Source organism: Klebsiella sp. K47 (assembly GCF_051858335.1).
In the GTDB taxonomy this organism is placed as follows: Bacteria; Pseudomonadota; Gammaproteobacteria; order Enterobacterales; family Enterobacteriaceae; genus Klebsiella; species Klebsiella pneumoniae.
Genome location: NZ_JBPYUI010000018.1, coordinates 64977 through 84465, shown reverse-complemented (window position 1 = coordinate 84465; position 19489 = coordinate 64977). Strand labels below are relative to the sequence as shown.

Genomic DNA, 19489 nt, shown 5'->3' with positions numbered 1-19489 from the left:
GCAACGGCCCCACGCGCAGACTCAGAAATGGACGTTCGCCGTCAGCATAAAGGTCCGGGGTTCGCCCGGATGATAGCGATAGCCGCTCTTGTTGATGGAGGCCACGTAATCGGTATCAAACAGGTTATACATATTGAGCTGCAGATCGAGGTTGCTGTTGACCCGATAGCCCAGTTTGGCGTCGGCAACCCAGTAGCCCTCGGTGTGATCCGGGGTACCGACCGCACCATCGCTGCCCCGGCGCAGGCTTCCGACATAGCGCACACCGCCGCCGACGGACAGATCGCTGGTGGCCTGATACTGCGTCCACAGCGTAAAGGCATGTTTCGGGGTGTAGGCCAGGGCGGAAGATCCATCCTGTGCAACGTTCTGTCCCTCCGTCACTGTCGCATGCTGCTGAGTGTAGCCGGCGATAATCGTCCAGTCCGGGGTCAGGTTTCCGGTCGCGGAGAGTTCATACCCCTCCACGCGCTTTTTGCCGTACTGCGACCAGGTTCCGTCATCGTTGGCGGCCACTTCGTTTTCAATATCGGTGCGGAATAATGCCGCGCTGAGCAGCAGACGGTTGTCGAAGATTTGCCACTTGGTGCCCAGCTCGCTGGATTTTGCCTTCTGCGGCTTAAAGTCGGTTCGGTTAGCGCTGTTGCCGCTGCCGCTGGCGGCCAGGGCGAAGCTGCTGCCTCCCGGCGGCTGCTGTGAGATGGCGTAGTTGACGTAGACATTGCCCTGCTCGGTTAAGCGGTACAGCGCCCCGGCTTTCCAGTTAACCAGATTGCCGGATTTAGCGGTATCGACAGTGGTGACCGGGCTGCCGGTCGACTGTCCGGGCGGGCAGGCGATAGCCCCGCGTCCGCTGCCGCCGCAGGCGGTGGCGCTGTCATATTTGGTATGGTAATTGTCGAGACGCAGCCCGCCGTTGATCTCAATCCGCTCGGTCAGCGTCAGCGTATCAAAGGCATAAATCCCGAAGGTATCGGTCTGGCCGTTGGCGTTCGCCCCGTTTCTGTCCAACCCGCCAATCGACAGGTTGCTCACCGGATGGTAGAGATTCACCGCCGGCGCGGTCCTGGCGTTAACGCCATAGTTGGTCTGGTTTTCCCGGGTAAACTCCACGCCGGCGCTGACGTCATGGCCTATCGAGCCAGTATCGAAGGTCGAGGTGATATTGGTCTGGTTGGTCAGAATGCGGTTGCTGACATCTTTGGTATTAACCAGACGCGACCAGCTCCAGGTGTTGACGTCATTGATATCGGGGGCGGTGATATTGTTCGCGCCGCCCATCACCGCGGTCAAAAGATACTCCTGTTTCACTCGCGACCAGCGGGTGGTATTGCGCACGGTGGTATTCTCCGTCAGATCGTGTTCGAAGCGCAGGGTACCGCTGTCGGTAGTAGATTTATCGTAATCGGAGTCGGTGCCATAGAAATTGCTGGTATCGACCTTCCCGGTGGAGTTGAGTGCGGCATACTTCGGCGAAGGCGCCGAATAGCCCGGCAGGCCGACGGTAGGGATCCCGCCATCCGGGGTGTTGTTCTGCCGGACGTGCAGATAGTTCAGATACAGACGAGTTGGGGTATCAAGGCCCAAGGCTAGCGACGGTGCGATGCCATAGCGTTCGTTTTCAATGCGGTCCCGACCAGCGTCATGGGTTTTTTCCCCCATCAGGTTCAGACGGAACGCAGCGTTGTCGCTAAACGCCTGGTTCAGGTCGAGAGTGCCCCGGCGCGACCAGGCGCTGCCGATGCTGGCCGAGCCGTCGATCCCGGAGTCAAGGCGCGGCTGCTTGCTGATCATATTGATCGAGCCGGAGGGCGCGCTGCGGCCATAGTCCGTGCCGGCGGGCCCTTTGATGACTTCCACCTGCTGGGTATTGAAGGTATCGCGCGTCACGCTGCCGATGTCGCGAATGCCGTCCACATAGATGCTGTTAGAGGTATCCACGCCGCGCATAAAGATGGCATCCCCGGTGGTTGAGCTGCCATTCTCCCCGGCATAAAACGCCCCGACGCCGGGAACGTTTTTGAGGGCGTCAGTCAGGTTGGTGACGCCCTGATCTTTAATCACCTGTTCCGGGATCACGGTGATGGTGCGGGTGGTATCGACCAGCGGTTTATTGAACTTGGGATCGGCGGAAGCGCCGGGGGAGTAGAGTGAAGGCGGAGCGGCTTCCACTACCAGCGTCTCTTCACTATTTTTGACCGAATTTTCCGCTGCGATGCCTGCTGCCGGCGAGGCTCCCAGACACAGACCTGTAAACAATGCCAATGAGTTGAAACTGCCGAAAGGCAGAGAAGCGTTTTTTTCCATGATAAATGCAGGCTTACTTTTTGTTATGAGCACATATCACACCGCGCAAAAGGACGTTATTCGTCGTCTGGCTTGCGCTGACCCGGTGTGATTCTATAAATGATAAAAAGAATAGTTATCATTTGCCTTAATATTTACATAGAAAAGTTGACCTTAAAACAACTTTCTTCACTTCGATTTACATAATTCACATTTTTTGAACGATAAAGCGGGAATATAGGGAAAGTGCTGCAGAATAAGGTCGGTAGCAAGCCGCGCCGGGCGGGGTTAACTTCCGGGCGGCCATATGATGGTTGTTCCGGCACGGATCACCAGGGCACGGTACGGCCCTGGTAATCGAGATACTCCAGTCCCGGACGTTGCCGTTTGTCGAGCAGGACGTTCACCAGGCGTGGGATCGTCTCTTCGATGGTCAGCGGGGCATCTGCCCCGCCGAGCTCGGTGCGGATCCATCCCGGGGCCATCACCACCAGCGGATGGGAGGCCGAGGAGGGGCGAGCGGCGAAGCTGCGCATGAACATATTCAGCGCAGCTTTACTCCCGCGATAGAGTTCCCGCTGGCCGGTAAGGTTATTGGTCAGACTCCCCTGGCCGGAGGACATCACGCCGAGCAGCCCCTGCAGTTTAACTGCCTGCTGCAGGCGCTCGATAACCCGCATCGGCGCCAGGGCGTTTGTGAGCATCACCTGGTAAAACTCCTCGGTGGAGACGTCGCCAATGGTCTGCGATGGGTCACGATTGGTGGTACCGGCGTTGACAAACAGCATATCGAGGCTTGCCGGGGGAAGCGTCGCCTGCAGCGCGGCCAGCTGGGCTTCATCGCGGATGTCGAGCGTCGCCAGGCGTAGCCGCAGGGGATGCGTCTTGGCCAGGTCGTGGAGCGGCGTGTGGGATGATAAATCGCGCACGGTGCCGATGACCTCCCAGCCGTGCTGCAGGAACGTCGCCGCCATAGCATGGCCAAGGCCGCGCGAGGCGCCGACGATGAGGATAGTGTTGTGCTGATCGGATTTCATGATGTTTCTCGCTGCAGAAAGGAGGTCTTCACTATAATCAGGCCCGAGATCGGGCGGAAGACGCCGCCAGTGCACTCATATCTTGCAGCAAACGCCCTGTCTGGCGACTGGAGCGATAATGAACGATCCCGATTTTAATTTGCTGGCGGCCCTCGATCCGCTGCCGGTCAGTACCGAGGTGATTACGGTTTCGCAGGCGTGGCATCCGCGTCTGGAGCAGGCCCCGGCCACCGCTGGCTGCGGCAGCGGGTGCGTGAGGTGTGTCGCGAGTAAAAAAAAGCCCGCACAAGTGCGGGCAAAAATACTGGAAGCAATGTGAGCAATGTCGTACTGAATACCCGAGTGATTTACTCAACTATTCAGTGATGAGAAAGATAATATTTCTCATTTAAGATATCAACCCCATCTTTTGTGCGGAAGCGATTTTTTATCCGAGGGTGAAAACCGTGCGCTTCTGGCTGTCGTCCTGCGGCCAGGCCGCCGCGATCTCCTGCAGTGGCCGCGGGGTGGTGGCGATGGTCAATTTCCCCGGCACCGCCGCCTGCAGCATTTCACCGGTCGCCGCCAGCAGTTGCGATACCGACAGGCTACCGATCCCGCTGCCCATCAGCAGGAGCGGGGCGGAACGCAGCACTGCGCCATTTAATGCGATATCGGCGCCAGCCAGGGAACCCACCTGCACATAGCGCACCGGACTGCCGGCAGGGGTATATTTCGCCAGTGCCGGCAATAATAATTCCGCGCTGTGTCCCCACAGGTAATCGATGACCACATCGATCTGCGCGGCGCTGACCGCTGAAAATTGCCCGCTCAAGGTTTTATCATCAGCGGTTAACTGAATACACTCATCGGCGTCCAGCGCCGCGAGCGACTGCGCATTGCGCCCGGTTGCAATGATTTTTTTCGCCCCCAGATAGCGGGCAATCTGCACCGCCAACTGACCGGCGCTGCCGGTGGCGCCGTTAATCAGCACCGTTTCGCCGGCCTGAAGCTGGGCGCGTGTCACCAGCGATGCCCACGCGGACATACCGGGGTTGGCCATCGCCGCCGCCTGGATATCATCGAGCGCATCCGGCAGCGGCAGACAATTCTGCAGGGCGACCGGCGCCCGCTGCGCCATACTGCCGAAGGGGGCGGTGGGGAAGGCGAAGTAGACGCGCTGGCCCTGAGGTGTGGTGCCGACGCCATCGATACCGGGCACAAAGGGCAGATTGCCGTCGAAGCTGTAATGGCGTCCGGATGCGCGGGCCTTAACCACATGGCTCAGCGCGGCGGCGCGGACGTCAATGAGCGTCTGGCCGGGCGCGGGCTGCGGGTCGATAAAATCGGCCCAAACCGGGCCTTCTGCGAGATCAAAAATCACGGCTGCTTTCATAAATTATCTCCTGTCGGGAATTATGTGTAAAATACACATATTGTTTTGCAGCACTATACGCGGAAAATTAATACATGCAAGATGCACATAATGACTACGACATTACCGACTTTCACGCCGCGCTGCTGGATATCATCAGCGTAATGAACCAGCCGCTGCGCGATGAGCAGATCCTCCAGGCAGCCGGCGTCCAGCTGGAACAGATGCTGTTTCCGCTGCTTGTGGCGGTAGGGCGCCATGGCCCGGTGGGGGTGGTTGAGCTGGCGGATCATTTAGGGCGCGATTACACCACCGTCAGCCGCCAGGTGAAAAAACTGGAAGCCCAGGGACTCGCCTGTAAGCAACCGAACCGTCATGATCGACGGATCAGCGAAGTGACGCTTAGCGCCAGCGGACAACAGATGATCGACAGTATTGCGGTAGCGCGGCGGCGGTTAATGAATCAGGTGCTGGCGCAGTGGCCGGAAGATGAAGTGCAGGCGCTGTTTCGCTTAACGCGCAAATACGCCGACAGTTTGCAGCAACCAGGCTAAATTCTCGTGTGTTGCCGCCTGGCGCAACAATCAGCTTTTGCGTCACAACTCACGGGTCAGTTCGTCGATGTTGTCGGAAAGTATCTCCAGCAGGGATCTCACATAGAGAGTGTTGTTTCCCTGATGCCACATCGCGCTGAGGGGGAGCCCTTCGACATGCTTTTTCGGCGTGAGCGCAAGGTATTTCACGCCGTCGGCATTCATGTCTTTATAGGACGCTGGCACCAGAGCAATGCCGAGTCCTGCGGCAACAAAACTCAGGATAGTCTGCTTCTCTTCAGCATACTGCGCGATGACAGGCATGCTGCCCCCCTCTTTGAAAATATTCATTGTCAGGTCATGGCTGTGACGCCGGGTGCGTCTTTCCGGCAAGATAACAGGCTCGTGCCGAAAGTCATCGATACTGACTTCATCATAACTGACCAGCCGGTGGTTAGTGGGCACGGCGAGCACGCAAGTTTCATTGGCAATAAATCGCGTTGTCAGCATGGCATCAATGTGTTCCGGCGGGCGCACAAAAACCACATCCAGCCACCCTGAAATGAGTCGGGGGATAAGTTTGTGAGATTTATCTTCTGTAAGATGAATATCTGCTTCAGGAAAACGCCTGACGAAAAGATTAAGCAATTCAGGAAGTAATCCTTTGGCTGCGCTGTCGATAGCCCCGATCCGCAACGTTCTTTTCTGCAACAGGCTATTTTTCCGGAATCGCTGCCGTAGCGCATCGAAATCAGCAATGACCGTTTTGGCCTCATTTAAAAAGGCGGCGCCTTCAGGTGTTAGCGACACGTTGCGGGTCGATCGATTCAGTAGCCTGATCCCCAAATCATCTTCCAGTAGCTTAATAAAGCGACTCAGTGACGCAGGCATCATTTCGAGTTTACGGGCAGCCCGGCCAAAGTGAAGCTCATCACCTAACACCACAAAGCAACGTAGCTGATTTATATCCATTTTTTCACCAAAACCTGATTATACAAATTATTTATATAAAGCCGAGCCGATGATAAAGCGGTTCAAAACTTCATACTGGGATTATTACAAAACGATAACAACCCTACATCACTATGGAGCATCCCGTCATGAAAAACGACCTCGAAAAGAAGGTGATGCGTAAGGTTACCCTGCGCATTATTCCTTTCATCATGCTGCTGTACTTCATTGCCTTCCTTGACCGCGTCAACATTGGCTTTGCCGCCCTGACCATGAATCAGGATCTGGGATTTTCACCCACCGTTTTTGGTCTGGGCGCTGGAATTTTCTTCCTGGGTTATTTTCTGTTTGAGGTACCGTCAAACTTAATTCTTCATAAAGTGGGCGCCCGCATCTGGATCGCCCGCGTCATGATTACCTGGGGATTCGTCTCTGGCTGCATGGCTTTTGTGCAGGGCACGACGAGCTTCTACATTCTGCGTTTTCTGCTCGGCGTGGCGGAAGCCGGTTTCTTCCCGGGGATCATTCTCTATCTCAGTTACTGGTTTCCTGCCGCCAGGCGTGCGCAGGTCACTGCCATCTTTATGGCCGCAGCTCCCCTGTCGACAGCACTGGGATCGCCGGTTTCGGCCGCACTGCTGGAGATGCATGGCTTCCTTGGCTACGCCGGCTGGCAGTGGATGTTTGTACTGGAAGCTTTGCCGGCGCTGGTGCTCGGTGTTGTGGTTCTGTTCTTCCTGACGGATCGTCCGGCCAAGGCCAAATGGCTGACTGATCAAGAGCGTGCCTGGCTGGAAAACGCCATGCAAGACGAGGAGCGGGCACGGGCGGCAAAACAGAGCCATTCCAGCGCATGGCGAGGGCTAGCGGATATACGCGTCCTGGCGCTGGCGCTGGTCTATTTCGGTACCTCAGCCGGGCTGTATACGCTTGGCATCTGGTCCCCGCAAATCATTCGCAGTTTCGGTGCTTCCTCGCTGGAGATTGGTTTCCTGAACGCCTTTCCGGCGGTGATCGGCGTCATCGCCATGATCCTCTGGGCGCGTCATTCCGATCGAACCAAAGAGCGCAGCTGGCACGTCATTGGCGCCTGCCTGCTGGCGGCTGCCGGGCTGATATACGCCGGTAATGTCAGCACATTGTTTACCGTAATGGTCGCCTTAACGCTGGTCACCGTGGGGATTAGCGCATCAAAACCCCCTTTGTGGAGCATGCCAACCCTGTTCCTCAGCGGCCCGGCTGCGGCCGCTGGCATTGCCGCTATCAACTCCATCGGCAACCTCGGCGGTTTCGTTGGCCCGATGATGATTGGCGTGATCCGCGAGCAAACCGGTAGTTACAGCTGGGGCCTGTACTTTGTCGCCGGATTGCTGGCGCTCTCGGCCCTCGTGGTCATGATTCTTTCTGCCAGAGCGAACAAATCGCCGACGGCAGAGCTTCCACATCCTCATACTCATTAACTGGAGAAGTAACGATGCGTCACTACAAAATTGCTGCCATCCCTGCGGACGGTATCGGACCGGAAGTCATTTCGGCAGGTATTGAAGTCTTGCACGCGCTGACGCGCCACGATCCGCAACTGAAATTTGATATAGAGACCTTTGACTGGGGGTCAGACTATTACAAAAAACATGGCGTGATGATGCCGGAAGAAGGGCTGAACATGCTGAAAGCATTTGATGCCATTTACTTCGGCGCGGTGGGGGCCCCGGATGTCCCTGACCACATCACACTCTGGGGCCTGCGGCTGCCTATTTGCCAGGGCTTTGACCAGTACGCCAATGTGCGACCCACCAAAATTCTGCCGGGCGTCACTTCACCGCTGCGCAACCGCGGGCCTGGCGATCTTGACTGGGTCATCGTGCGCGAAAACTCCGAAGGTGAATATTCTGGTAACGGCGGCCGTACCCACCGTGGTTTACCTGAAGAAGTCGGTACCGAAGTGGCAATCTTTACCCGTGTTGGGGTGACACGCATTATGCGCTATGCCTTCAGACTGGCACAGTCTCGTCCACGTAAACTGCTGACCGTGGTGACCAAATCCAACGCCCAGCGCCATGGTATGGTGATGTGGGATGAGATTGCCGCTGAAGTGGCGCAGGAATTCCCGGATGTGCAGTGGGACAAAATGTTGGTCGATGCCATGACGCACCGTATGACGTTGCATCCCCAGACCCTGGATACCATCGTTGCCACCAATCTGCACGCCGATATCCTTTCCGATCTGGCTGGCGCGCTGGCGGGTAGTCTGGGCGTAGCGCCGACCGCGAATATTGATCCTGAACGCCGTTTCCCTTCCATGTTCGAACCGATCCATGGTTCCGCATTCGATATCACCGGCAAAGGGATTGCGAACCCCATTGCCACTTTCTGGACCGCGGTACAGATGCTTGAACATCTGGGCGAACGCCATGCCGCTGCGCTGATTATGGAAAGCATTGAGTATGTGTGTGAAAAAGGCATTCTGACGCCAGATGTCGGTGGCTCAGCCAATACCGCGGAGGTGACACGCGCCGTGGTGCACTACATTGACGCTAAAGCTGACATTGCCGAGACCGCATAAACATGAATAACGAACAGGCTGCAGAGATCCTGCAGGATATCTTTCAACATGCGGTCAACAGTGCCCGCGCCGGGCCGGTGACCCTGGCTAACCTGCCGGAAAAACCTCGCGGCCGTTGTGTGGTGATCGGTGCGGGTAAAGCGTCCGCGGCAATGGCGGCTGCCGTGGATGCGGCCTGGCCGGATGTGGCGGTGTCGGGCGTGGTGGTGACGCGTTACGGTTACGCGGTTCCTGCGGGCCGCATCCGCATTATTGAGGCGGCTCATCCCGTATCAGATGCCATGAGCGAGGTTGCCGCAATGCTGATTGTGGAGACGCTGCGCGGTTTAACTGCCGATGATCTGGTGCTGGCATTGATTTCAGGGGGAGGGTCGGCGCTGATGGCGCTGCCCGCCCCGGGGTTAACGCTGGCAGATAAGCAGACCATCACCCGGGCCCTGCTCCATAGCGGGGCCAGCATCAAAGAGATGAATCTGGTACGTCGTCATCTCTCAGCGGTGAAAGGCGGAAAGCTGGCGACCATGGCGCAACCGGCGCGCATCGTATCACTGATTATCAGCGATGTGCCTGGCGATAATCCGACGGACGTAGCGTCTGGCCCCACCGTTGCCGATAACAGCGCACCACGTGATGCGCTCCGGGTACTGCAGCGGTATGGCATTGCGATCCCGAAGCCCGTTAGCGAACGGCTAAACCAGCCGGCCGGCCCGGTGGAAAACGCCGCGACAGGCGAGGTCAGGCTTATCGCCACGCCGGCGATGGCGTTAGCGGCGGCGGCTCTGGCCGCACGACAACATGGGTTCACCCCCCTTATTTTGGGGGATGCTATAGAAGGTGAAAGCAGGGAAGTGGCGGTGGTCATGGCCGGTATGGCGAGATCGGCGAAGCAGTATGGTCACCCGATTTCAGGGCCTGCTGTGCTGTTGTCAGGTGGCGAAACCACGGTGACAGTAAACAACACTCAGCCTGGAAAAGGGGGCCGCAATACCGAGTTTTTACTCAGTCTGGCCTGTGCGCTCCAGGGGGAACACGGTATCTGGGCCATGGCGGGAGATAGCGATGGTATTGATGGCACAGAAGATGCCGCAGGTGCGATCGTCTTCCCGGATACGCTTGCGCGCGGCAAGCTGAGCGGTCTTAATGCAGTGCAATATCTGGATGGCCATGATAGTTACTGCTATTTTCACGCGCTTAATGATTTGCTGATCACCGGCCCGACGTTAACCAACGTCAATGATATTCGGGCAATATTGATTGCCTGACTGTATCGCTCTCCTGTGCCAGGGAGAGCGATATTTTTCCCTTTCAACATAGTTCAAATCTTCGGTATCCGCCCGCCATCCATTTCCACGCTAAAGCGCATCGCCTGGCGTCAAGGTGTCGATCATCGGTCCGTCTGATGTGTTGGCGTGCAAGATGACATGGAAAGGAAGGTAACGCGTGGAAATCGCCGCCTGGCGCGATGCCAGGCGGCTGATGGTCAGCCGGTTTTGGTCGCTGCCTTCAGGCTCTGGACGAAGGCTTTCAGCTCGTCGAGCATGGTCTGCGGCTCATCGAGGTGGCGTTCGATGATTTTGACGATGGCGGAACCGGAGATAGCCCCGGCGGCTCCGGCGTCAATAGCGGCGCTCACCTGCTCCGGCGCGGAGATACCAAAGCCCTGCAGCGGCGGCGCGGCGTGATATTCCGCCAGCTTCTCCACCAGGTGGTGCAGCGGCAGCGCGGCGCGATTTTCCGCACCCGTCACTCCGGCGCGCGACAGCAGATAGGTGTAGCCGCGGCCATAAGAGGCAATCTGGCGCAGTAAATCGTCATCCGCATTGGGCGGGCAGATGAAAATCGGCGCGATGTTATGGCGCATCGCCGCCTGGCGGAACGGGGCGGACTCTTCCACCGGCACGTCGGCCACCAGCACCGAGTCGACGCCGACGCGGGCGCACTGGGCATAGAACGCATCGATGCCCGGGCTGAAGACGAGGTTGGCATACATCAGCAGGCCGATTGGGATGGTCGGATGCTTCTGGCGGATCGCCGCCAGCATCTCAAAGCACTGCGCCGGGGTCACTCCCGCGGCGAAGGCGCGCAGGGCCGCGCCCTGGATGGTCGGGCCGTCCGCCAGCGGGTCGGAGAAAGGGATCCCCAGTTCAAGGGCATCGGCGCCGCCTTCGATCAGCGCATCGATAATTTTCAGCGACTGCTCCGGTCCCGGATCGCCAAGGGTGACAAAGGGGACGAAGGCGCCTTCCTGGCGATTTTTCAGTTGGGCAAACAGCGTCTCATAGCGTTCCATCAGATTTCCCCTCGCGCTTTTAGGATGTCATGTACGGTGAAAATGTCTTTGTCGCCGCGGCCGGAGAGATTAACCACCAGCAGCTGCTCTTTTTCCGGGTTCTCGCGCATCATCTTCAGCGCGTGGGCCAGAGCGTGAGAGGACTCCAGCGCCGGGATAATCCCTTCGTGGCGGGAAAGCGCTTTAAACGCGTCCAGCGCTTCGTCGTCAGTGATCGACACATAGTCAGCGCGACCGGTGCTGTTCAGAAACGCGTGCTGCGGCCCAACGGACGGGAAGTCCAGCCCGGCGGAAATGGAGTAAGACTCTTCGATCTGGCCGTCGGCGGTCTGCATCATCGGCGACTTCATACCGAAGTAGATCCCAACGCGACCATGCTTCAGCGGCGCGCCGTGCTCGCCGCTCTCGATACCGTGTCCGGCGGGCTCCACGCCGATCAGGCCGACGTTGGTTTCCTCGATAAAATCAGCGAACATGCCGATGGCGTTTGATCCGCCGCCGACGCAGGCGATCACCGCGTCCGGCAGGCGGCCCTCTTTTTCAAGGATCTGCGCTTTGGTCTCTTCGCCAATCATGCGCTGGAATTCACGCACAATCGTCGGGAACGGGTGCGGACCAGCGGCGGTGCCCAGCATATAGTGCGCATTTTCGTAGCTGCCGGACCAGTCGCGCAGCGCCTCGTTACAGGCATCTTTCAGCGTGGCGGAGCCGCTGTGCACCGGGATCACCTCGGCGCCCATCAGGCGCATACGGAACACGTTCGGCGACTGGCGCTCGACGTCCTTGGCGCCCATGTAGATACGGCATTTCAGGCCGAGCAGGGCGCTGGCCAGCGCTGAGGCGACGCCGTGCTGGCCGGCGCCGGTCTCGGCGATAATTTCGGTTTTGCCCATCCGTTTGGCCAGCAGAGCCTGGCCCAGCACCTGGTTGGTTTTGTGCGCGCCGCCGTGCAGCAGATCTTCGCGTTTCAGGTACAGGGTGGTGCGGGTGCCTTCGGTCAGATTCCGGCATTTGGTCAGGGCCGTCGGACGACCGGCGTAGTTTTTCAGCAGGTCGGTGAATTCCGCCTGAAAGGCCGGGTCCTTCTGCGCGCTGACAAAGGCTTCTTCCAGCTGGCGCAGGGCGGGCATCAGGATCTGCGGCACATACATGCCGCCGAATTCGCCGAAGTAGGGGTTCAGTAAAGTGCTCATTATTGCTCCTTAATATGCGCGCAGCGTCTGGAATACGGAGGCCAGCTTGCTGGCGTCTTTCATCCCGGGTTGCGACTCTACGCCTGAATTGAAATCGAGTCCGGCACAGCCGCTTTTGGCCGCTTCCACACAGTTATCGGCGCCGAGGCCGCCCGCCAGCATGACGTTGCGCAGATCCTGGCCCTGCAGCAGGCTCCAGTCAAAGCGCTGGCCGCTGCCGCCCTGGCCGTTGTCGAGCAGGTACTTGTCGACATGGCGGAGCGTACGGGCCGGGAAGGTTTCGCCGACGCTCAGCGCTTTCCAGATGCGGACGTTGTCCGCGAGGGCGTCGCGCAGCGCGTCGATATAGGCCTGGTCTTCATCACCGTGCAGCTGCACGGCGGCCAGCCCCAGAGCCTGCGCGCGGGCGACCACCTCCTCCAGCGGCGCATTGCGGAAGACGCCGACGTACTGCAGCGGCGCAGCGGCGATCACCGCTTTGGCCTGGGCGTCATTCACCGCTCGCGGCGAGGTCGGGACGAAGATCAGCCCACCGTAAATGGCGCCGGACTCCCAGGCCACCTGGGCATCCTGCGGGCGCGTCAGGCCGCACACTTTGTTCTCGCCGAGCAGCACGCGTTTAACCGCCGTTTCCAGATCCGCCTGCTCCATCAAGGCGGAGCCGATCAGGAAGCCGTTGGCGAAGTGGCTCAGCTCGCGCACTTCGGCATAGGTATGGATGCCGGATTCGCTGATCACCGTGACATCCGGGCCGAGACGCGCCGCCAGCTGACGGGTGCGGTTAAGGTCAATCGACATATCGCGCAGGTCGCGGTTGTTAATGCCCACCACCTTCGCCTTCAGGGCGATGGCGCGCTCCAGTTCCTCTTCATTGCTGACTTCGGTGAGCACGCCCATATTCAGGCTGTGAGCCACCGCCGAGAGCTGACGATACTGTTCATCGTCGAGCACCGAGAGCATCAGCAGGCAGGCGTCGGCCTGATAGTAGCGCGCCAGGTAGATCTGGTAAGGGTCGATGGTGAAGTCCTTACACAGGATCGGCTGCGGCGCGACCTGGCTGACGATCGGCAGGAAATCGAAGCTGCCCTGGAAATATTTCTCATCACACAGCACCGAGATCGCCGAGGCGTAGTGCTTGTAGATGCTGGCGATCGCTGCCGGATCGAAATCCTCGCGAATCAACCCCTTCGACGGTGAGGCCTTCTTGCACTCGAGAATAAACGCGGTGCGGGTGCCGGCCAGTGCGTCATAGAAATTGCGCTGCGTCGGAACGATCTCATTTTGAAAACTGGCTAACGGTTGTTGTTGTTTGCGGGCTTCCACCCAAATCGCTTTGTCGGCAACGATTTTTGCTAAAACGGTTTGCATTATTTACCCTCTTGCCGCTAAGGCGGTCACTCTGTCATAGGCCGCGCCGCTGTGCAGCACATTCAGTACCTGCTGAGCGTTAGCTTTCAGATCTTCATGCCCGTGTAAACGCATCAACATGGCGACGTTGGCGGCGACGGCGGCTTCGTGAGCGGCTTCACCTTTACCTTGTAGCAAGCGCGTCAGAATGTCACGGTTTTCTTCCGGGGTGCCGCCCGCCAGCTGCGCCTGATGGTAAGGCGTCAGGCCGAAGTCGTCGGCGGTCAGCTGATAGCTTTTAATTTCCCCGTTATGCAGTTCGGCCACCACCGTAGGCGCATGCAGTGAAACTTCATCCATCCCACCGCTGTGCACCACCGCCGCGCGCTGATAACCCAGCACGCGCAGGGTCTCGGCGATCGGCAGCACCAGTTCCGGGCTGTAGACGCCAATCAGCGCCAGCGGCGGATGCGCCGGGTTGATCAGCGGGCCCAGCACGTTGAACAGGGTGCGGGTCTTCAGCTGCTGACGGACCGGCATCGCGTGGCGGAAACCGGTGTGGTACTTCGGCGCGAACAGGAAGCAGACGCCCAGCTCATCAAGCGCGGCGCGGGATTTATCGGCGTTCATATCGAGATTAATGCCGAAGGCCGCCAGCAGGTCGGAAGAGCCTGATTTGCTGGAGACGCTGCGGTTGCCGTGTTTCGCCACTTTCAACCCGCAGGCCGCAGCGACAAAGGCGCTGGCGGTGGAGATATTGATGCTGTTGCTGCCGTCGCCACCGGTGCCGACGATGTCGGCAAACAGGTAGTCCGGGCGCGGGAACGGCGCGGCGTTTTCCAGCAGCGCGGTAGCGGCGCCGGCAATTTCCTGCGGCTGCTCGCCGCGCACTTTCATGCTGACCAGCGCGGCGGCCAGTTGCTCAGGCTTCACTTCGCCGCGCACGACGGCGGAGAACAGCTGGTGGCTCTCCTGCTGGCTCAGGGTTTCCGCCTGGTACAGCTTCTCGAGGATCGGCTGGAGGGTGTTGGTATGCTCCAGCTTCTGCAGCGCCCAGGCCAGGGTCTGCTCCAGCAGCCGTGCGCCCTGGGTGGTAAGGATCGATTCCGGATGGAACTGGAAGCCGCACACCCGGTCCGCATCGTGACGCACCGCCATCACCATACCGTTGAAATTGGCGTTAATCGTCAGCCCGGCGGGAATATTGCTGCCGACCAGCGAGTGGTAGCGCGCCACCGGCAGCGGGTTAGCCAGACCGGCAAACATCGCCTGGCCGTCGTGCTCAATGCTGGAGGCTTTGCCATGGAGGATCTCCCCCGCCTGGCCGACATAGCCGCCGTAGGCTTCGACAATGGCCTGGTGGCCGAGGCAGATGCCGATGATCGGCAGCTTGCCGCGCATACGGGTCAGTAGCTCCGGCATGCAGCCGGCTTCGCTTGGCGTACCCGGGCCCGGGGAGAGCATCAGCACCGGGTTGTCCATGGTGCCCAGACGCTCAATCAGCGCCTGCGCCGGAACGGAGTTGCGATAAATCACTACGTTATGGCCGTTGGCGCGCAGCTGGTCTGCCAGGTTATAGGTAAAGGAATCGATATTATCGAGCAGCAGAATGTCAGCCATCAGAAAATCTCCTTCGCGTGATGGGCCTGGGCAATGGCGCGCAGCACCGCGCGGGCTTTATTTCGGGTCTCATCCGCTTCCGACTGGGGAACCGAGTCGAGCACAATGCCGGCTCCGGCCTGGACGGTAGCGATACCTTCCTGCACGTAGGCGGAACGGATGACGATGCAGGTGTCGAGGTCGCCGTGGGCGGTGAAATAGCCCACCGCGCCGCCGTAGCTGCCGCGGCGTTTACCTTCGGCGGCGGCAATCAGCTGCATGGCGCGGACCTTCGGCGCGCCGCTGAGGGTGCCCATATTCATGCAGGCGCGATAGGCGTGGAGGACGTCGAGATCCTGACGCAATTCGCCTACTACACGGGAGACCAGATGCATCACGAAGGAGTAGCGGTCAACCTTGGTTAAATCAGCGACATAGCGGCTGCCCGGGGTGCAGATGCGCGCCAGGTCATTACGCGCCAGGTCCACCAGCATCAGGTGTTCGGAAAGCTCTTTATGATCGGTGCGCATTTCCAGCTCGATGCGGCTGTCGAGGTCGCGATCCAGCGAGCCGTCGGCGCGGCGGCCGCGTGGCCGGGTGCCGGCGATGGGGTAGATCTCAATCTGACGGCTGACGGCATCATACTTCAGCGAGCTTTCCGGCGAGGCGCCGAACAGGGTGAAATCATTGTCCTGCATAAAGAACATGTACGGGCTGGGGTTGCTCTTCTTCAGCACATCATAAGCGGCCAGCGGCGATGGGCAGGGCAGCGAGAAGCGGCGGGAAGGAACCACCTGGAAGATTTCCCCGGCGCGGATCGCGCGCTGCATTTTGCGCACCACCGCGCCGTACTCTTCATCGCTCTGATCAACGTCGCAGCGCATTTCGGCCACGGTGGTAACCGGTAGCGGCGCCGGCGGCTCGTTCAGCTGCTGACGCAACTGGCTCAGGCGCTGCTCCAGGCGCTGTTTTTCACTCTCCAGCGGGGTGAACAGGCTGGCCTGAATGCGGGTATGCTTGGTCTGATGGTCGATGACCAGCAGGGTTTCCGCCAGATAGAAGCAGTAGTCCGGGCAGGCGGTGTCGCTTTGCAACTGGGGAAGATCTTCAAAACCGGCCACCAGGTCATAGGCGAACAGGCCGCCGAAGAACATCGCTTCGCGCTCGTTGTCCGGAACGCTCACCAGCTCCTGCAGGAGACGGAAGGCGTCAAACACCGACAGTGAGCAGAGACGGGCGTCTTCATCGAGCAGGGCGCTGACGGCCGGGAAGGTCAGGATGCGGCCGTTGGGCTGGCGCTGATTGTTGATCCCGGAGGGCAGCGCGCCGTCCAGTAGTTCCAGCAGCGCCGCGCCGTTGGCGGAGAGGGCCTGAATAGTGACAGTGTCACCAAGGGCCGTAATGCGCAGCGCGCTATCGACCAGCAGCAGGCTTTTTAAGTCATCTTTGCTGTCGATGTCAGCGGATTCCAGCAGCAGCGTCGCCGGACGGGCGCCGCACAGTTGGTGGAATAACGCCGTCGGGTTCTCCCGGTAGATGGCGTCGCTGGTGAGAAGCTCGAGTGCCGGTTTGGATGTTTGCATTATTGTTCTCGCCTGTTCGTATTATTTTTGTCCAATAAAAAGCCCGCTCATTGGCGGGCCGGGTATCTGTATGCTGAATGCAAAACGCGATCACGCCGCCCGTCGTCAGGAGGTGCGCCACCAGCTGTGCAGAGTGATAAAGTGCATTTTCATCGTGATACCCCTTCATGTGAACTTGCGTACTAGTTAACTAGTTCAATGGAATAAAGTCAACCCTTGTTTGCAGATTTTCTCTGCCTGTCGGTATGATAATGCGCTTATTTACGTTGATGTCCAGCAGGAGTCCTTTTGAGCGACAGCCAATACGCAGTGATTTACGATCTGCACAGCCATACCACCGCCTCTGACGGGCGGCTGACTCCGCAGGAACTGGTCCATCGCGCCCATGAGATGCGCGTCGGCACCCTGGCGATCACCGACCATGACAGCGTGGCGGCGATCCCGGCGGCCCGGGAGGAGATCGCCCGCGCCGGATTACCCTTGACCCTGGTGAACGGCGTCGAGATTTCCACCCTCTGGGAGAATCACGAGATTCATATTGTGGGTCTGAATATTGATATTGCGCACCCAACGATGACCGCCCTGCTGGAGGAGCAGAAAGCGCGGCGCCAGCAGCGCGGTCAGATGATTGCCGAGCGCCTGGAGAAGGCGCGGATCCCCGGCGCCTGGGAAGGGGCGCTGCGACTGGCGGACGGTGGCGCCGTCACCCGCGGCCATTTTGCCCGTTTTCTGGTGGAGGCCGGCCATGCGAAAAACATGGCGGAAGTCTTCAAAAAATACCTTGCCCGCGGGAAAACCGGTTACGTGCCGCCGCAGTGGTGTACAATAAAACAAGCGATTGATGTGATTCATCATTCTGGCGGCAAGGCGGTGATTGCCCATCCCGGGCGCTACGATCTCTCCGCCAAGTGGTTGAAGCGGCTGTTGGCCCACTTTAGCGAGCAGGGCGGTGATGCCATGGAAGTGGCCCAGTGTCAGCAGGCGCCCCATGAACGCGCCCAGCTGGCCACCCTGGCCGTGCAGTTTGGTCTTCTGGCGTCGCAGGGATCCGATTTTCATCAGCCCTGCGCGTGGATCGAACTTGGCCGTAAGCTCTGGCTTCCTGCCGGCGTGGAAGGCGTCTGGCACAGTTGGGAAGCGGCCGCCGAATAAAAATTGAGAGGGAAGTATGAGCCAGTTTTTTTATATCCATCCGGATAACCCGCAGGCGCGGTTGATTAACCAGGCGGTGGAGATTGTGCGTAAGGGCGGGGTGATCGTTTATCCTACCGACTCCGGCTACGCGCTGGGCTGCAAAATTGAAGACAAGGGGGCGATGGAGCGGATCTGCCGCATTCGTCAGCTGCCGGACGGCCACAACTTTACCCTGATGTGCCGCGATCTGTCCGAGCTGTCAACCTACGCTTTTGTGGATAATGTGGCGTTTCGCCTGATGAAAAACAACACGCCGGGCAACTATACCTTTATCCTTAAGGGGACCAAAGAGGTGCCGCGTCGGCTGTTGCAAGAGAAGCGTAAAACCATCGGCATGCGCGTCCCGTCTAACCCCATCGCTCAGGCGTTGCTCGAGACCTTAGGCGAGCCGATGCTCTCCACGTCGCTGATGCTGCCCGGCAGCGACTTTACCGAATCCGACCCGGAAGAGATCAAAGATCGTCTGGAGAAAGTGGTGGACCTCATCATTCACGGCGGTTTCCTTGGGCAGCAGCCGACCACGGTTATCGATCTCACTGAAGACACCCCGGTGGTGCTGCGCGAAGGCGTCGGCGACGTGAGGCCGTTTCTCTAAGGCTATCTGCCGGGCGGTGCATCATGCGCCGTCCGGTACCCCGCGTTTTCGCCCCGACGGCACGATAATCATCCATAGCGCTACACAAACCAGCAGCGCGCCGAGAATCAATCCTTTCTCCACTGTCTCTCCGAGGCAGAGATAGCCCCACAGCGCCGCAAAAGGTGGGATCAAAAAGGTCACCGACAGCGAACGCAGCGGCCCTATATCTGCAATCAAGCGGAAGTAGAGAATATACCCTGCCGCCGTGCAGACCACGCCCAGCATGACTATCGCTATCCACGGCAGACTCTGCCGCCAGTCTACGGCAGGCCCATGCCAGCAGGACCAGAGAAAGAAAGGAAACAGAAACAGCGTGGCGCCGACCTGGCTACCCAGCGCGACGCGTTCAGCCTCGAGGCCGCCTCGCTGCTGGATCCAGCGGCGGGTCAGAAAGCCGGCCAGACCGTAACAGGCGGTCGCGGTCAGGCAGGCGCCAATCCCCGGCAGCAGCAGGGCGGCGCTAAGGCCAGACGTCGGGCGCGCGATCACCGCCACGCCAATGGCGCCCAGTATCGCGCCGCCGCCTTTGCGCAGGGTTAACGGTTCTGCAAAGCATAACGCGCCGATCAGCACCCCCATCATCGGCGCCGTGGCGTTAAGCGTGGCGGAGTACCCTGCCGGCAGCCATTGCGCGGCAAGGCAGTACATGAGAAAAGGAAGGCCTGAATTAATGACCCCCAACTGCAGAGTGGATGTGAATTTTCCCTGATACCCGCTCCATTTACCCTGCACGCCGAGTAACAGCCCGAGCGCGATAGCGGCGAACAGTACGCGAAGAAAAGCGCTGTTCAACGCCCCGAAGGCCGGGGTGGTGATGCGCATAAACAAAAAGCTGGCGCCCCAGAGGGCGGCGAGCAGCAGCAGGCGGCCATAGTCGATAACACGCATGATTGACTCCTTGTAGTCACGAAGGAAGTCAACT

The 19489-nt window shown here is 59.2% G+C and carries 17 protein-coding genes and 1 other annotated feature; of the genes, 7 read left to right on the top strand and 10 right to left on the bottom strand.

Annotation, left to right across the window (positions count from 1 at the left end):
* Positions 1–21: 21 nt before the first annotated feature.
* Both RRF55_RS17775 and RRF55_RS17770 read right to left on the bottom strand, forming a co-directional pair.
* Positions 22–2307 (bottom strand): catecholate siderophore receptor Fiu, encoded by a 2286-nt coding sequence (locus RRF55_RS17775; RefSeq protein ID WP_130974909.1) that lies wholly within the window; start codon positions 2305–2307, stop codon positions 22–24.
* Between the two features lie 308 nt (positions 2308–2615).
* Positions 2616–3323, bottom strand: coding sequence for an SDR family NAD(P)-dependent oxidoreductase (locus tag RRF55_RS17770; RefSeq protein ID WP_032414809.1), 708 nt, complete (start codon positions 3321–3323; stop codon positions 2616–2618).
* Between the two features lie 118 nt (positions 3324–3441).
* Between RRF55_RS17770 and RRF55_RS17765 the strand changes: the two genes are divergently transcribed.
* Entirely contained in the window at positions 3442–3642 is a 201-nt protein-coding gene (locus RRF55_RS17765; protein ID WP_004151911.1) for a hypothetical protein, read from the top strand.
* 108 nt (positions 3643–3750) lie between these two features.
* Here RRF55_RS17765 and RRF55_RS17760 read toward each other — a convergent pair whose 3' ends face one another.
* Positions 3751–4698, bottom strand: coding sequence for a quinone oxidoreductase family protein (locus RRF55_RS17760; RefSeq protein ID WP_021312928.1), 948 nt, complete (start codon positions 4696–4698; stop codon positions 3751–3753).
* 74 nt (positions 4699–4772) lie between these two features.
* Between RRF55_RS17760 and RRF55_RS17755 the strand changes: the two genes are divergently transcribed.
* Positions 4773–5231 (top strand): MarR family winged helix-turn-helix transcriptional regulator, encoded by a 459-nt coding sequence (locus RRF55_RS17755; protein WP_032104636.1) that lies wholly within the window; start codon positions 4773–4775, stop codon positions 5229–5231.
* 42 nt (positions 5232–5273) lie between these two features.
* Here RRF55_RS17755 and RRF55_RS17750 read toward each other — a convergent pair whose 3' ends face one another.
* Positions 5274–6182, bottom strand: coding sequence for a LysR family transcriptional regulator (locus RRF55_RS17750; RefSeq protein ID WP_004183698.1), 909 nt, complete (start codon positions 6180–6182; stop codon positions 5274–5276).
* Between the two features lie 128 nt (positions 6183–6310).
* Between RRF55_RS17750 and RRF55_RS17745 the strand changes: the two genes are divergently transcribed.
* Genes RRF55_RS17745 through RRF55_RS17735 form a run of 3 tightly spaced genes read left to right on the top strand, consistent with a single transcriptional unit; the run spans position 6311 to position 9986 of the window.
* The gene (locus RRF55_RS17745) at positions 6311–7621 is read left to right on the top strand and encodes an MFS transporter (RefSeq protein ID WP_002901722.1); all 1311 of its coding nucleotides are present in this window, start codon (positions 6311–6313) and stop codon (positions 7619–7621) included.
* A gap of 14 nt (positions 7622–7635) precedes the next feature.
* On the top strand, positions 7636–8724 hold the full coding sequence (locus RRF55_RS17740) for a tartrate dehydrogenase (RefSeq protein WP_002901724.1): 1089 nt from the start codon (positions 7636–7638) through the stop codon (positions 8722–8724).
* Between the two features lie 2 nt (positions 8725–8726).
* A complete protein-coding gene (locus RRF55_RS17735) occupies positions 8727–9986 on the top strand; it encodes a glycerate kinase type-2 family protein (protein ID WP_004179454.1) in 1260 nt (419 codons plus the stop codon).
* 218 nt (positions 9987–10204) lie between these two features.
* On the opposite strand, the gene trpA is transcribed toward RRF55_RS17735, so the two are convergent.
* The 5 genes from trpA to RRF55_RS17710 are packed head-to-tail and all read right to left on the bottom strand — an operon-like array spanning position 10205 to position 16736.
* On the bottom strand, positions 10205–11014 hold the full coding sequence (trpA, locus tag RRF55_RS17730) for a tryptophan synthase subunit alpha (RefSeq protein ID WP_016529824.1): 810 nt from the start codon (positions 11012–11014) through the stop codon (positions 10205–10207).
* Entirely contained in the window at positions 11014–12207 is a 1194-nt protein-coding gene (gene trpB / locus RRF55_RS17725; protein ID WP_004183703.1) for a tryptophan synthase subunit beta, read from the bottom strand. The genes trpA and trpB overlap by 1 nt, the downstream gene beginning before the upstream one ends.
* Positions 12208–12216: 9 nt before the next feature.
* Complete coding sequence (gene trpCF, locus RRF55_RS17720; protein WP_004183704.1) at positions 12217–13575, bottom strand: bifunctional indole-3-glycerol-phosphate synthase TrpC/phosphoribosylanthranilate isomerase TrpF; 1359 nt, start codon at positions 13573–13575, stop codon at positions 12217–12219.
* Between the two features lie 3 nt (positions 13576–13578).
* Complete coding sequence (gene trpD, locus RRF55_RS17715) at positions 13579–15174, bottom strand: bifunctional anthranilate synthase glutamate amidotransferase component TrpG/anthranilate phosphoribosyltransferase TrpD (protein WP_021441599.1); 1596 nt, start codon at positions 15172–15174, stop codon at positions 13579–13581.
* Positions 15174–16736, bottom strand: coding sequence for an anthranilate synthase component 1 (locus tag RRF55_RS17710; protein WP_004176488.1), 1563 nt, complete (start codon positions 16734–16736; stop codon positions 15174–15176). Before RRF55_RS17710 ends, trpD begins: the two co-directional genes overlap by 1 nt.
* Before the next feature lie 33 nt (positions 16737–16769).
* Positions 16770–16865: a sequence feature (Trp leader region), on the bottom strand.
* Positions 16866–17024: 159 nt separating this feature from the next.
* Here RRF55_RS17710 and rnm point away from each other — a divergent pair.
* Together rnm and RRF55_RS17700 are read left to right on the top strand one after the other, a co-directional pair.
* Positions 17025–17888 (top strand): RNase RNM, encoded by an 864-nt coding sequence (gene rnm / locus RRF55_RS17705; protein ID WP_002901735.1) that lies wholly within the window; start codon positions 17025–17027, stop codon positions 17886–17888.
* Between the two features lie 16 nt (positions 17889–17904).
* On the top strand, positions 17905–18525 hold the full coding sequence (locus RRF55_RS17700; RefSeq protein WP_002901738.1) for an L-threonylcarbamoyladenylate synthase: 621 nt from the start codon (positions 17905–17907) through the stop codon (positions 18523–18525).
* Positions 18526–18546: 21 nt separating this feature from the next.
* On the opposite strand, the gene RRF55_RS17695 is transcribed toward RRF55_RS17700, so the two are convergent.
* Positions 18547–19455 (bottom strand): DMT family transporter, encoded by a 909-nt coding sequence (locus RRF55_RS17695; RefSeq protein WP_004210746.1) that lies wholly within the window; start codon positions 19453–19455, stop codon positions 18547–18549.
* Positions 19456–19489 lie beyond the last annotated feature (34 nt).

Bases quoted from the DNA above. Each gene is read 5' to 3' on its own strand.
- trpD (WP_021441599.1), bottom strand. From the start codon at position 15,174: ATGGCTGACATTCTGCTGCTCGATAATATCGATTCCTTTACCTATAAC.
- RRF55_RS17750 (WP_004183698.1), bottom strand. From the start codon at position 6,182: ATGGATATAAATCAGCTACGTTGCTTTGTGGTGTTAGGTGATGAGCTT.
- RRF55_RS17740 (WP_002901724.1), top strand. From the start codon at position 7,636: ATGCGTCACTACAAAATTGCTGCCATCCCTGCGGACGGTATCGGACCG.
- trpCF (WP_004183704.1), bottom strand. From the start codon at position 13,575: ATGCAAACCGTTTTAGCAAAAATCGTTGCCGACAAAGCGATTTGGGTG.
- RRF55_RS17775 (WP_130974909.1), bottom strand. From the start codon at position 2,307: ATGGAAAAAAACGCTTCTCTGCCTTTCGGCAGTTTCAACTCATTGGCA.
- RRF55_RS17760 (WP_021312928.1), bottom strand. From the start codon at position 4,698: ATGAAAGCAGCCGTGATTTTTGATCTCGCAGAAGGCCCGGTTTGGGCC.
- RRF55_RS17745 (WP_002901722.1), top strand. From the start codon at position 6,311: ATGAAAAACGACCTCGAAAAGAAGGTGATGCGTAAGGTTACCCTGCGC.
- RRF55_RS17700 (WP_002901738.1), top strand. From the start codon at position 17,905: ATGAGCCAGTTTTTTTATATCCATCCGGATAACCCGCAGGCGCGGTTG.
- RRF55_RS17755 (WP_032104636.1), top strand. From the start codon at position 4,773: ATGCAAGATGCACATAATGACTACGACATTACCGACTTTCACGCCGCG.
- RRF55_RS17770 (WP_032414809.1), bottom strand. From the start codon at position 3,323: ATGAAATCCGATCAGCACAACACTATCCTCATCGTCGGCGCCTCGCGC.
- trpA (WP_016529824.1), bottom strand. From the start codon at position 11,014: ATGGAACGCTATGAGACGCTGTTTGCCCAACTGAAAAATCGCCAGGAA.
- RRF55_RS17710 (WP_004176488.1), bottom strand. From the start codon at position 16,736: ATGCAAACATCCAAACCGGCACTCGAGCTTCTCACCAGCGACGCCATC.
- RRF55_RS17735 (WP_004179454.1), top strand. From the start codon at position 8,727: ATGAATAACGAACAGGCTGCAGAGATCCTGCAGGATATCTTTCAACAT.
- RRF55_RS17695 (WP_004210746.1), bottom strand. From the start codon at position 19,455: ATGCGTGTTATCGACTATGGCCGCCTGCTGCTGCTCGCCGCCCTCTGG.
- trpB (WP_004183703.1), bottom strand. From the start codon at position 12,207: ATGAGCACTTTACTGAACCCCTACTTCGGCGAATTCGGCGGCATGTAT.
- RRF55_RS17765 (WP_004151911.1), top strand. From the start codon at position 3,442: ATGAACGATCCCGATTTTAATTTGCTGGCGGCCCTCGATCCGCTGCCG.